The following is a 12,135-nucleotide window of genomic DNA, read 5'->3' as shown; positions in this document are numbered from 1 at the left end:
CCGTGGCGCAAGACCGTAAAGCTGGCCTTAACGACGAATGACGGTCGTGCCCGCCCCTCGCCGTCCCTCGCCGATGCCTGCGACCGGTTGCCCCTGGCGATTGGGGCTGCCCGATCGGTTGATCGCGGACCGCCGGCGTTCGATATGATCGCGCGCGGCGCTCGATCGCCGGAACGACGTCGCGGCGCCCGGGCGCCGCCAGGGAAAAGTAGGTCAGCATGTCGAGCCGATCCGTCGCCAACGCCACGCCGCCGGCCCCGGTGCGGCAATCCGAGGGAGCGCACGCCGCGCGGGCGGCCGCCCTGGCGGTGGACCTGGGCGCCCTGCCGGAATGGGACCTGTCCGATCTCTACGCGGGCATCGAGTCGGACGATTTTCGGGCCGACCTCGCCAGGGCCGAGGCGCGGTGCAAGGCCTTTTTGGAGCGCTATGCCGGCAAGATCGCGGTCCTGGCGGGCACTCCGGATGCCTCGGTTCTGCTGGGCGAGGCGGTGGCCGAATACGAGGGGGTCGAGGATCTGCTCGGCCGCCTGATGTCGTTCGCCGGCCTCGTCTATTCCGGCGACACCACCGACGAGCGCCGGGAAAAGTTCTACGGCGACACCCAGGAGCGCCTGACCAAGGCCGCCGGCGACCTCCTGTTCTTCACCCTCGAACTGAACCGGGTCGAGGACGCGGTGATGGATGGAGCAATGGCGGCGGGGCCGCTCGCGCATTACCGCCCGTGGGTCGAGGACCTCCGCCGCGAAAAGCCGTTCCAGCTCGACGACCGCCTCGAAAAGCTGTTCCTCGAGAAATCCGTCACCGGCCGGGCCGCCTGGAACCGGCTGTTCGACGGCACCATCGCCTCCCTGCGGTTCACGGTGCAGGGCGAGCAGCTGACCCTCGAACCGACGCTCAACAAGCTCCAGGATTCGGACGGCTCGGTCCGCAAGGCCGCAGCCGGAGCCCTCAGCGAGGTGTTCCGGGCGAACCTGCGCACCTTCACGCTGATCACCAACACCCTGGCCAAGGACAAGGAGATCGCCGATCGCTGGCGCGGGTTCTCGGACGTCGCCGACGCGCGCCACCTCGCCAACCGCGTCGAGCCGGAGGTGGTGGCGGCCATGGTCGAGGCGGTGCAGGCCGCCTATCCGCGCCTGTCGCACCGCTACTATCGCCTGAAGGCCAAGTGGTTCGGCGTCGACGCGCTCCCCTACTGGGACCGCAACGCGCCGCTGCCGCGGGTCGAGCAGCGTACCATCCCCTGGGCGGAGGCCCGCGACACGGTGCTCGACGCCTACGGCGCGTTCTCGCCGCGCATGGCCGACATCGCCAGGACGTTCTTCGACCGGCGCTGGATCGACGCGCCGACCCGGCCGGGCAAGGCGCCGGGCGCTTTCGCCCATCCCACCGTGCCTTCGGCGCATCCCTATGTGCTGGTGAACTACCAGGGCAAGCCGCGCGACGTGATGACGTTGGCGCACGAGCTCGGCCACGGCGTCCACCAGGTGCTGGCCTCGCCCAACGGCGCCCTGATGGCGCCGACGCCCCTGACGCTGGCCGAGACCGCGAGCGTGTTCGGCGAGATGCTGACCTTCCGTCGCCTGCTCTCGGGCATCACCGCACCGGCGCAACGCCGCGCGATGCTGGCGGCCAAGGTCGAGGACATGATCAACACGGTGGTGCGCCAGATCGCGTTCTACGCTTTCGAGCGCAAGGTCCACCTTGCTCGGAGCCAGGGCGAGCTCACCGCGGAAGCCATCAACGCCCTGTGGATGTCGGTGCAGACGGAGAGCCTCGGACCGGCCATCGCCCTCGACGCGGGCTACGAGCCGTTCTGGGCCTACATCCCGCACTTCATCCACTCGCCGTTCTACGTCTACGCCTACGCCTTCGGCGACTGCCTCGTGAACTCGCTCTACGGCGTCTACGCCAGGGCCGAGGGCGGTTTCGTGGACCGGTATTTCAGCCTGCTCTCGGCGGGCGGCTCGAAGCCCTACGGCGAATTGCTGGCTCCCTTCGGCCTCGACGCCCGCGATCCGGCCTTCTGGCAGATCGGCCTGGGGATGATCGAGGGGATGATCGCGGAGCTGGAGGCGATGGAGGGCTGAAGCTTCGATTGTGACGCCGACCCTTTCCGTTGTACATCGCGTACAACGGAAAGGGTCCCGGCCATGAAGCTCGAAGTCAAGAAGATCGGCAATTCCACCGGACTCATCCTGCCGCGCGAATTGATGGGAAAGCTCAATCTCGCGCAGGGGGATTGGCTCTACGTCACCGAGAACGCGGACGGCTCCGTGCGGCTTTCACCCCTCGACCCGACTTTCGAGCAGGGGATGGAGATCGCCGAGAAGGCGATGAAGACCTATCGCAACGCTCTGTCCGAGCTTGCGAAATGAGCGAAGTTGTCTGGCTGACGAGCGATCTGGTCCAAGCCATACATGCGCGGCAGCTTAAGATGTTCGGCGGGCCTGCTGGCCTCCGGGATATCGGAGCCTTGGAATCCGCCCTCGGTCGTCCGCTCAACCGAGCCGCCTATGGCGAGGTGGATCTCGCCGAACTTGCGGCGGCCTACGCCTTCGGCATCGCCAAGAACCATCCCTTCGTCGACGGCAACAAGCGGGCGGCGCTCCTCTCCCTCGTCACCTTCCTTGGCCTCAACGGTATCGACTTTCTGGCCGATGAGGCCGAGGCGGTGTTGATGATCCGTGGCCTCGCCGCTGGCGACGTCGACGAAACCGGCCTCACGCGCTGGATCAGGGACAACTGGCCCGCCGCCTGAACGGCCGCGACCCGCCGCCTCAGCGCCCTGACATCGGCGGGCGGACGGCTTATGTGCGAAGCGTCATTCCTTAGAGCGGACACCCGTCGATGGCCGACCACGACAGCGAAGCCAATCGCTTCTCCGCCCGCGCCAGCCGCTATGCCCGCGTCGGCGCCAATGTCGGCGGCGTCGCCGCGCGCATGGCCGGGGCCAAGCTGTTCGGTGCGAAGGGCGGCGAGACGCCGAGCAACGCCGCCGCCCTGGCCCAGGCCCTGGGGGGGCTCAAGGGGCCGATCATGAAGGTGGCGCAGCTGCTGGCCACCGTGCCCGACCTCCTGCCCCCCGAATACGCCGCCGAATTGCAGAAGCTGCAGGCCGATGCGCCGCCCATGGGCGCGGCCTTCGTCAAGCGCCGGATGATGGCCGAGCTCGGCCCCGACTGGCAGAAGCGGTTCGCCAGCTTCGACCTCAAGCCCGCCGCGGCGGCCTCCCTGGGCCAGGTCCACAAGGCGGTCGGCCTCGACGGCACGCCCTTCGCCTGCAAGCTCCAGTATCCCGACATGCAGTCGGCGGTGGAGGCCGACCTCAAGCAGCTGGAGGTCGCCTTCGCCCTGCATCGCCGCCTGAGTTCGTGGCTCGACACCCGCGAGATCGCCAAGGAAATCGGTGCCCGGGTGCGCGAGGAGCTCGACTACGAGCGCGAGGCCAAGCACGCGGTCCTCTACGGCAACGTGCTGCGCGACATCGAGGTGGTGCGGGTGCCCGCCATCCACCACGACCTCTCCACAAAGCGGCTTCTCACCCTCGGTTGGCTGGAGGGCGAGAAGATCCTCAACTTCGCCGATGGGCCGATCGAGACGCGTAATCACCTCGCCCAGTCGATGTTCAAGGCGTGGTGGCATCCCTTCAGCCGGGCCGCCGTCATCCACGGCGACCCGCATCTGGGCAATTACACCGTCTTCTCCGAGGACGGACGGCCCGGCGGCATCAACCTGCTCGACTACGGTTGCGTACGGATCTTCCACCCCCGCTTCGTCGGCGGCGTGGTCGACCTCTATCGCGGCCTCCTCACCGACGACCATTCCCGCATCGTCCACGCCTACGAGACCTGGGGATTCAAGAACCTCAACCGCGAACTCATCGACATCCTTAACATCTGGGCCCGTTTCATCTACGGCCCGCTCCTGGAAGACCGGACGCGTACGGTGGCCGATGGTGTCAAGCCCGGCGAATACGGCCGTCGCCAGGCCTTCGCCGTGCACCAGGCGCTCAAGGAGCGCGGCCCGGTCACGGTCCCGCAGGAATTCGTCTTCATGGACCGGGCCGCCGTCGGCCTCGGCGCGGTCTTCCTGCACCTGCGCTCGGAACTGAACTACCACAGGCTGTTCGAGGCTGAGATCGACCGCTTCAGCCTCGACGAGCTGGCGGTCCGCCAGAGCGAAGCCCTGGCCGTCGCCGGCCTGCCCGACCCGCTCTGAGACCCGCCCCGCTCACTGCGAATCCCCACAAAAACCGCGGCCTGGTATTCCAAGCCGTCCGCAACTCGATTGCGGGCCGCCTAGGCTTGCGCTAAATCCCTTGGAACCAATCAAGACGACGCCACGGGGACGACCATCAGATGGCCGATACGAAGACCACGTCCGGTTTCACCTACAGCCCGGCGATGGACGACAAAACGCACGAACAGACCTATCGTGGCTTCGTCCGCTTCGTGGAAATCGGCACCGGCGTCGTACTCTGCTGGGTCCTCGCCCTGGCCGTCGGCGGCATCCGTGAAGCCTGGCTGATGGCCATCTTCGGCGTCTTCCTGTCGGGCGCGGCCGGTGCTTTGGGCGCCCTGTCCCCGGCGGTCGGCTGGAAGGGACCCCTCGCGGTCGGCATCCTGCTCGCCCTGTATCTCGCCTTCGCCTGACGCCGCCGCTACCCGGCCACGATCACGGTCTTCATCCCGAGGGAATCGTTGAATGCGCGTCGCTGTCCTGTGTGAGACGGATCCCGCGGAGCCGCGGGTCGCGGCGGTCCCCGAAACGGTGAAGAAATTCACGGCCCTCGGCGCTACCGTCGTGGTCCAGTCGGGGGCCGGCACCAAGGCCGGCGTTCCCGACGGCGACTACGAGGCGGCCGGCGCCAGCATCGCCGGTTCGGCCGAAGACGCCGCCCGCGACGCCGACCTCGTCCTGAAGGTGCGCCGCCCAGCCACCGACGAGCTGGCGCTCTACAAGAGCGGCACCACCGTCGTGGCGATCATGGACCCCTACGGCAACGAGGACGCCCTCAAGGCGATGGCCGAGGCCGGTCTGTCCACCTTCGCGATGGAGCTGATGCCCCGCATCACCCGCGCCCAGGTGATGGACGTCCTGTCGAGCCAGGCCAACCTCGCCGGCTACCGCGCCGTGGTCGACGGTGCCTCGGAATACGGCCGCGCGATGCCGATGATGATGACGGCCGCCGGCACCGTGCCCGCCGCCCGCGTCTTCGTGATGGGCGTCGGCGTCGCCGGCCTGCAGGCCATCGCCACCGCCCGCCGCATGGGTGCCGTCGTCACCGCCACCGACGTGCGTCCGGCCACCAAGGAGCAGGTCGAGTCGCTGGGCGCCAAGTTCGTCGCCGTCGAGGACGACGAGTTCAAGCAGGCCGAGACGTCGGGCGGCTACGCCAAGGAGATGTCGGCCGAATACCAGAAGAAGCAGGCCGACCTCGTGGCGACCCACATCGCCAAGCAGGACATCGTCATCACCACCGCACTCATCCCGGGTCGGCCCGCCCCCAAACTCGTCTCCGAGGCGATGGTCGCCTCGATGAAGCCGGGCTCGGTCCTGATCGATCTCGCGGTGGAGCGCGGCGGCAACGTCGAGGGCGCCAAGGCGGGCGAGATCGTGGTGACGGGCAACGGCGCCAAGATCGTCGGTCACCTCAACGTGCCCGGCCGGCTCGCGGCCACCGCTTCGAGCCTCTACGCGCGCAACCTCTACGCCTTCGTCGAGACGCTGGTGGACAAGGAAGCCAAGACCCTGGCCGTCAAGTGGGACGATGAACTCGTCAAGGCCACGAACCTGACCCGCGACGGCCAGGTGGTCCACGCCGCCTTCCAGCCCAAAGCCTGATCCCGTCGGAGGACCCTAGATGGCCACGCTTCCACCAGACCTGGCGGCCGAACAGGCGCGCGCCGCCGCCGCCGCCGCGCGCACCGCCGCCGACATCGCCCGCCAGAACGCCGATCAGGCGCAGAGCATCGCCGACAGCATCGGCCACGGCCTCTCGGCCGTGACCCACGGGGCCGTCGACCCCTTCGTCTTCCAGCTGGCGACCTTCGTGCTGGCGATCTTCGTCGGCTACTACGTGGTCTGGTCGGTGACCCCGGCCCTGCATACGCCGCTGATGTCGGTGACCAACGCCATCTCCTCCGTGATCATCGTCGGCGCCATCCTGGCCGCCGGCGTGCCGCTCATCGAGCATGGAACCGGCTGGGCCCGCTTCTTCGGGTTTCTCGGCATCGTCTTCGCCAGCGTGAACATCTTCGGCGGGTTCCTCGTCACCCAACGCATGCTCGCCATGTACAAGAAGAAGGCCTGAGACGATGTCCCAGAACGTCTCCAGCCTGCTCTACATCGTCGCCGGCATCCTGTTCATCATGGCGCTGCGGGGGCTCTCGCACCCGACCACCTCCCGGCAAGGCAACCTCTACGGCATGGTGGGCATGGGCCTCGCCGTGCTCACCACCCTCGTCGGCCATCCGCCCTCGGGTGCGGGTGCCTGGCTGATCGTGCTCCTCGGCCTCGCCATCGGTGGCGGTGCGGGCGCCCTCATCGCCAAGCGCGTGCCGATGACGGCGATGCCCGAGCTCGTGGCGGCCTTCCACTCCCTGGTCGGCCTCGCGGCGGTGGCCGGCGCGGCGGGCACCCTCTACGCGCCCCAGGCGGTCGGCATCCTCGAGAACGGCCACATCCACAAGGAGTCGCTGTTCGAGATGGCGCTCGGTGTCGCCATCGGCGCCATCACCTTCACGGGCTCGGTCATCGCCTTCGCCAAGCTCTCCGGGCGGATGTCGGGCAAGCCGATCATCCTGCCCCAGCGCCATGCCATCAACATCGTGCTGGCGATCGTCCTGGTGGCGATGATCGCGATGTTCATCGGCACCGAGAGCAAGCTCCTGTTCTGGCTCATCGTGCTGGTGTCCTTCGTGCTCGGCGGACTCCTGATCATCCCGATCGGCGGCGCCGACATGCCGGTGGTCGTGTCGATGCTCAACTCCTATTCGGGTTGGGCGGCGGCCGGCATCGGCTTCACGCTGGGCAACCTCGCGCTGATCATCACCGGCGCGCTGGTGGGCTCCTCGGGTGCGATCCTGTCCTACATCATGTGCAAGGCGATGAACCGGTCGTTCATCTCGGTGATCCTCGGCGGCTTCGGCGGTGACGCCGTGGCGGCCGGCGCCGGTGGCGCCGTCGAGACGCGCCCGGTCAAGCAGGGTTCGGCGGACGACGCCGCCTACATCATGAAGAACGCCGAGCGGGTCATCATCGTCCCGGGCTACGGCATGGCGGTGGCCCAGGCCCAGCACAGCCTGCGCGAGATGGCGGACATGCTCAAGAAAGAGGGCGTGGACGTGAAATACGCGATCCACCCCGTCGCCGGCCGCATGCCCGGCCACATGAACGTGCTGCTCGCCGAAGCCAACGTGCCCTATGACGAGGTGTTCGAACTCGAGGACATCAACGGCGAGTTCCCGCAGGCCGACGTGGCCTTCGTGATCGGCGCCAACGACGTCACCAACCCCGCCGCCAAGACCGACAAGGCCTCGCCGATCTACGGCATGCCGATCCTCGACGTGGAGAAGGCCAAGACCGTGCTGTTCATCAAGCGCGGCATGGGCTCGGGCTATGCCGGCGTCGAGAACGAGGTGTTCTTCCGCGACAACACCATGATGCTGTTCGGCGACGCCAAGAAGGTCGTGGATTCGATCCTCAAGAACCTCTGAGCGATCCCAGGGGAAGACCTCCCCGACGACTCCAACACGAGAAGGGGCCGGCAACCGATGCCGGCCCCTTCGTCGTTCGGCGGGGTCGACGGCTCAGGCCGTCTGCCGTCGGTCACTCCGCGATGCGGATAGGGCCTTGGCTCGGGTGCCGCGTCGGTCGCCGATGCGGCCCACCGTGTCGAGCGACCGCCGGCCATGGGCGACAGGAACCGGCCGGGTGGCGCCGGACGGGTCCGAGCGGGTAGGGTGGCGCCCGTGTCAGCCGCATCCATCCTCGCCCCGCCCCGCGCCTTCCTCGACGTCTCCGCATCGGTCCTGGGGCGGACTTGGCGCGACCGCTGCGCCGATGCCGCCCTTCAGGCCGATGCCGCCACCATGACGCAGGCCCACGGCCTGCCTGACCTCCTGGCCAGGGTCCTGGCCGGTCGCGGCATCCGGCCGGCGCAGGCTCAGGCGCACCTGCAGCCGCGCCTGCGCGATCTGATGCCCGACCCCTCCTGCCTCGTGGACATGGGCCCGGCCGTCGAGCGCCTCGCCCGGGCCTGCCGGACCGGCGAGACCGTGGCGATCTTCGGCGACTACGATGTTGACGGGGCCGCGAGCGCCAGCCTGTTGGCCGGCTACCTGCGCCATCTCGGCGTCGAGGCCCGCATCCACATCCCCGACCGGATCACCGAGGGCTACGGCCCCAATGTCGGCGCCGTCACCGATCTGGCGCAGGCGGGCGCCACGCTGCTCGTCACCGTGGATTGCGGGACGGCGGGCCACGCGCCGTTCGAGGCCGCGGCGAGGCTCGGCCTCGACGTCGTCGTGCTCGACCACCACGGCGCGCCCGAGCATCTGCCGCAGGCCCGCGCCATCGTGAACCCCAATCGCCTCGACGACCTCTCGGGCCTCGGCCACCTCTGCGCGGCGGGCGTCGTCTTCCTGACCCTGGTCGCCCTGAACCGGTTCCTCCGCGGCGCCGGCATGCCGGCGACCCGGCTGCCCGACCTCCAGGACGGGCTCGACCTCGTGGCCCTGGCCACCGTCGCCGACGTGGTGCCGCTGCACGGGCTCAACCGCGCCTTCGTGGTGCAGGGGCTCACCGTCATGCGGGCGCGGGGGCGGCTCGGGCTCGCCGCCCTCCTCGACGCGGCGGCACTGACCGAGCCGCCGGAAGCCTGGCATCTCGGCTATCTCCTCGGTCCGCGCATCAATGCCGGGGGACGCATCGGGGACGCCTCCCTCGGGGCGCGCCTCCTCCTGACGCGGGATGGCGCCGAGGCGACGCGCATCGCCGCCGAACTCGACCGGCTCAACCGCGAGCGCCAGGTCGTCGAGGCGCAGGCCGTGGACGAGGCAGAGGCCGAGATGGACCGCGCGCTCGGCCTCGATCCCGACCAGCCGGTGCTGGTGACCGGCTCGGCCGATTGGCATCCGGGCATCGTCGGCCTCATCGCCGCCCGCCTGAAGGAGCGTTTCGGGCGGCCGGCCTTCGCCTTCGCCTTCAGGCCCGACGGCAGCGCGGTCGGGTCCGGCCGCTCGATCGCCGGGGCCGACCTCGGCGAGGCGGTGCGCACGGCGGTGGCGGCGGCGATCGCCGTGAAGGGTGGCGGCCACGCCATGGCGGCGGGGGTTACCATGGCCGGGACGGATCTCGCGCGGCTGCGCGACCATCTCCGCGACCGCCTCGGCACCGCCGTGGCGCAGGCGCGGACCGTGGACGCGCTGCTCCTCGACGGGACCGTCAGTGCCGGGGGCGCCACCGCCGAGATGGTCCGAACGATCCAGCGGGCCGGGCCGTTCGGGCAGGGTGCGCCCGAGCCGGTCTTCGCGCTGCCCCGGCACAGGATCGTCGACGCCGGCATCGTCGGCACCGGCCATGTCCGGTCGCGCCTGCGCAGCCGCGACGGCCAGACCATCGGCGCCATCTCGTTCCGGGCGGCGCAGGGCCCCCTGGGGCAGGCGATCCTCCAGGGGATCGGCCAGGAATTCCACGTCGCCGGCACGCTGAGCTGCGACCGTTGGCGTGGCACGGAGCGGGCCCAGGTCCGGATCTGCGATCTCTCGCCTGCCGCGGACGCCAACCGATACGGTTGACACCCGCCCGTGCCCTCACCATAAGGACCGCCGCGGACCGGGGTCTCGACAGACACCAGGACACGCGTTTGGGGGAATGTCCCGAGCGGCAAAGGGGGCGGACTGTAAATCCGCTGCGTAAGCTTCGTAGGTTCGAGTCCTACTTCCCCCACCAAGCGCTTCAGCCGATCCTCGATCCTGCCAGACGAAATGCCGGCGCATCGGATCGGGTCCGATACGCCGGGATGTGGTCACGCGGGCGTCTCAGCCTGCGCCAAATCGTCGGTGCGCCGCCTCAGCGGCCCTTCTTGTAGAGCTTGCTCGCGATCTCGAAGATCTCCTCGGGCGCGTAATCGGGTGCGAAGGCACCGTAGTTGCCGTCGAGTTCCGGGATCTTGCCGCCCTCGGGGTGACCGTCGACGATCTCGAGGTTGCCCGGCGGATCGCCCGGAAGCGCCACCTCGTCGTTGGACCAGACGCCGGCGGCCTCGCGGTAGTCGTCGGGGCTGAAATGGTAGAGCCGACGGTGGCTGCCCTCGTCGAGATACTTCTGGCACTCGGGAATGCGGCTGAGGTTGATGTTGGGCGTCGGCAACATCTTCTCGATCTCGACGCCGGTGAGCTTCTTGATGGCCAGCGCGTAGGCGTGGGCGTGGACACCGCCACGGACCAGGAGATAGCCGCAGACCTCACGGCCGGTGGGATCGGTCAGCGTCTCGTAGACGCGCAGCTTGTGGAGGCGGGCGCCGCATTCGAGATGGAAGTTGTGCAGCAGGTCGATGATCAGGTTACCGGTGGTGGTGACCATGTCCATGTTCCAGGACGCGGCGTTGCTGTTCATCGGCATCGCGCCGCCGCCGTTGCTGAGGAAGCTTCCGGCCAGCCGGATGTCCTGCATGTCCTTGAACGGCGCCTTGGAGATATCGACGTCCTTGGTATCGTCGCCAGGCCCGCAATTGAGCATCGACACGCCGGTCGACACGAGTTCGACGTGCCCCAGCTCCTCGGCGAAGATGCTCGATACGAGGCTATAGAATGGGCGCAGCTTGGTCTTGTTGCGGAAGTTGAAACTCTGGAACATGTAGTTCCCAAGTGTCGACATCTCCCCGTACTTGCCTCCGAGCAGTTCCTGCAAGGCTGCGGCCGCATTGGGATCGGCTCTCTTCGGCTCGGGTAGCTCGGCCTGTAGGCGATCGACGCGCATAAACATAGGTTATGACCTTTCACAACGAGACTGGTCCCGTGCAAGGGTTACCTCGGGATGAGAGGAACTGTTCCGAGGGCCGTCGTGATCGCGACCGCCGGCAACGGTTCGCGGAACGGCCGGCACAGGCGCCATGCGGGGTCGATCGGGACGGGCGGTCAAAGCCGCGCGTCGACCTGCAGGATGTCCACCGGCGCCGGCTCGGCATCGGTGAAGACCGCCGCCGTCAGGGTCCGCCCGAACACGCAGGCGGTGTCGAGGTTGCTGCGGTGGCGGCGCAAATCCGGTCGGCCGGACTTCTGCGGGGTGTGGCCGTGGACCACGTGCTTGCCGAAGTCGAAATCGGTCCCGAGGAAGGGCTCGCGGATCCAGAGGCGGGTGCGGACGTCGGGGTCGATGCCGGGGCGCTCCGGCCGGAAGCCGGCGTGGACGAAATAACGCCGGGCATCCTCGTGGACGGTGGGCAACCGCGCGATCCAACCGAGGACGTCGCGAGGCAACGCCTCCGGATCGTCGATGCCGAACGAGGCGAGGGAGGCGATGCCGCCGTTCTCGAGCCAGGTCGTGGTCCCCAGCCCGGTGCGGTAGGCTTCGGCCATCAGGGCCTCGTGGTTGCCCATGAGGCAGGTGACGGCACCGGGCTCGCGCGTCTGCAGGTCCCTCAGGGCCGAGACCACCCCGGCGCTATCGGGCCCGCGATCGACGTAGTCGCCCAGAAAGACGAGCCGGCGGCAACGCCCGGCGGCGTGTCGCCCGATCGCGGCCAGGAGCCGGTCGAGGGCATCGCGGCAGCCGTGGATGTCGCCGACGGCGTAGGTGAGGGTCTCCATCGGCAGGCCTCGATCCCCGGACGTTCGACGCGGCGCGACCACCGGGCCGAACCGCTCGTCGAACCCCGACACGATACCACCGTCACGCGCGATCGTAGCGACCGCGGCGGTCCGACATCGCTCCGGTCGAGCGACCCGCCGACGTGGCCCTTGCGGAACCGGGCGAAGAATCGTAAGCGGGCGCCGAATTTCGACCTGGAACAGGTGTATCTCGGCAATGGCCAAAGAGAAGTTTGCTCGCACGAAGCCGCACTGCAACATCGGCACGATCGGTCACGTGGACCACGGCAAGACGTCGCTGACGGCGGCGATCACG

General features: G+C 68.7%; 12 protein-coding genes and 1 tRNA gene. 11 read left to right on the top strand and 2 right to left on the bottom strand.

The genetic code is table 11. The annotated features are described in order from the left end of the window. The first annotated feature begins 218 nt into the window (after nt 1–218). The 10 genes from ASG59_RS11520 to ASG59_RS11475 all read left to right on the top strand — a co-directional run bounded on the left by ASG59_RS11520 (nt 219) and on the right by ASG59_RS11475 (nt 9,960). A complete protein-coding gene (locus ASG59_RS11520) occupies nt 219–2,093 on the top strand; it encodes a M3 family oligoendopeptidase (protein WP_056408969.1) in 1,875 nt (624 codons plus the stop codon). A gap of 63 nt (nt 2,094–2,156) precedes the next feature. Continuing rightward, complete coding sequence (locus ASG59_RS11515; protein ID WP_056281739.1) at nt 2,157–2,381, top strand: AbrB family transcriptional regulator; 225 nt, start codon at nt 2,157–2,159, stop codon at nt 2,379–2,381. Continuing rightward, a complete protein-coding gene (locus tag ASG59_RS11510) occupies nt 2,378–2,764 on the top strand; it encodes a type II toxin-antitoxin system death-on-curing family toxin (RefSeq protein WP_056408966.1) in 387 nt (128 codons plus the stop codon). The genes ASG59_RS11515 and ASG59_RS11510 overlap by 4 nt, the downstream gene beginning before the upstream one ends. An 89-nt stretch (nt 2,765–2,853) precedes the next feature. Further along, entirely contained in the window at nt 2,854–4,224 is a 1,371-nt protein-coding gene (locus tag ASG59_RS11505; RefSeq protein WP_055883307.1) for an AarF/ABC1/UbiB kinase family protein, read from the top strand. Nucleotides 4,225–4,364: 140 nt separating this feature from the next. Next, nucleotides 4,365–4,658, top strand: coding sequence for an aa3-type cytochrome c oxidase subunit IV (locus tag ASG59_RS11500; RefSeq protein WP_055883309.1), 294 nt, complete (start codon nt 4,365–4,367; stop codon nt 4,656–4,658). A 52-nt stretch (nt 4,659–4,710) separates the two neighbouring features. Further along, the gene (locus ASG59_RS11495) at nt 4,711–5,850 is read left to right on the top strand and encodes a Re/Si-specific NAD(P)(+) transhydrogenase subunit alpha (protein WP_056408964.1); all 1,140 of its coding nucleotides are present in this window, start codon (nt 4,711–4,713) and stop codon (nt 5,848–5,850) included. Nucleotides 5,851–5,869: 19 nt separating this feature from the next. Beyond that, a complete protein-coding gene (locus tag ASG59_RS11490) occupies nt 5,870–6,319 on the top strand; it encodes a proton-translocating transhydrogenase family protein (protein WP_055883312.1) in 450 nt (149 codons plus the stop codon). Between the two features lie 4 nt (nt 6,320–6,323). Then, entirely contained in the window at nt 6,324–7,724 is a 1,401-nt protein-coding gene (locus ASG59_RS11485) for an NAD(P)(+) transhydrogenase (Re/Si-specific) subunit beta (RefSeq protein WP_055883314.1), read from the top strand. Nucleotides 7,725–7,919: 195 nt separating this feature from the next. Continuing rightward, on the top strand, nt 7,920–9,806 hold the full coding sequence (recJ, locus tag ASG59_RS11480) for a single-stranded-DNA-specific exonuclease RecJ (protein WP_055883315.1): 1,887 nt from the start codon (nt 7,920–7,922) through the stop codon (nt 9,804–9,806). A gap of 70 nt (nt 9,807–9,876) precedes the next feature. After that, a tRNA-Tyr gene (locus ASG59_RS11475) sits at nt 9,877–9,960 on the top strand. A 120-nt stretch (nt 9,961–10,080) separates the two neighbouring features. Here ASG59_RS11475 and ASG59_RS11470 read toward each other — a convergent pair. Next, nucleotides 10,081–10,995 (bottom strand): manganese catalase family protein, encoded by a 915-nt coding sequence (locus ASG59_RS11470; protein ID WP_055883317.1) that lies wholly within the window; start codon nt 10,993–10,995, stop codon nt 10,081–10,083. A gap of 152 nt (nt 10,996–11,147) precedes the next feature. After that, nucleotides 11,148–11,825 carry a metallophosphoesterase family protein gene (locus ASG59_RS11465; protein WP_156399238.1) on the bottom strand — a complete coding sequence of 226 codons (678 nt, stop codon included), beginning with the start codon at nt 11,823–11,825 and terminating at the stop codon, nt 11,148–11,150. Nucleotides 11,826–12,036: 211 nt separating this feature from the next. Here ASG59_RS11465 and ASG59_RS20915 point away from each other — a divergent pair. Continuing rightward, nucleotides 12,037–12,135: GTP-binding protein (locus ASG59_RS20915; RefSeq protein WP_156375624.1), on the top strand; the 99-nt coding region annotated here is incomplete at its 3' end.

The organism is Methylobacterium sp. Leaf466 (assembly GCF_001425565.1).
GTDB lineage: Bacteria > Pseudomonadota > Alphaproteobacteria > Rhizobiales > Beijerinckiaceae > Methylobacterium.
This window is presented reverse-complemented; position numbering and strand designations above follow the sequence as displayed.

What these genes read in the sequence shown, in the direction of transcription:
- ASG59_RS11520 (WP_056408969.1), top strand. Translation starts at nt 219, where the DNA reads ATGTCGAGCCGATCCGTCGCCAACGCCACGCCGCCGGCCCCGGTGCGG.
- recJ (WP_055883315.1), top strand. Translation starts at nt 7,920, where the DNA reads ATGGGCGACAGGAACCGGCCGGGTGGCGCCGGACGGGTCCGAGCGGGT.
- ASG59_RS11490 (WP_055883312.1), top strand. Translation starts at nt 5,870, where the DNA reads ATGGCCACGCTTCCACCAGACCTGGCGGCCGAACAGGCGCGCGCCGCC.
- ASG59_RS11510 (WP_056408966.1), top strand. Translation starts at nt 2,378, where the DNA reads ATGAGCGAAGTTGTCTGGCTGACGAGCGATCTGGTCCAAGCCATACAT.
- ASG59_RS11515 (WP_056281739.1), top strand. Translation starts at nt 2,157, where the DNA reads ATGAAGCTCGAAGTCAAGAAGATCGGCAATTCCACCGGACTCATCCTG.
- ASG59_RS11485 (WP_055883314.1), top strand. Translation starts at nt 6,324, where the DNA reads ATGTCCCAGAACGTCTCCAGCCTGCTCTACATCGTCGCCGGCATCCTG.
- ASG59_RS11495 (WP_056408964.1), top strand. Translation starts at nt 4,711, where the DNA reads ATGCGCGTCGCTGTCCTGTGTGAGACGGATCCCGCGGAGCCGCGGGTC.
- ASG59_RS11470 (WP_055883317.1), bottom strand. Translation starts at nt 10,995, where the DNA reads ATGTTTATGCGCGTCGATCGCCTACAGGCCGAGCTACCCGAGCCGAAG.
- ASG59_RS11500 (WP_055883309.1), top strand. Translation starts at nt 4,365, where the DNA reads ATGGCCGATACGAAGACCACGTCCGGTTTCACCTACAGCCCGGCGATG.
- ASG59_RS11505 (WP_055883307.1), top strand. Translation starts at nt 2,854, where the DNA reads ATGGCCGACCACGACAGCGAAGCCAATCGCTTCTCCGCCCGCGCCAGC.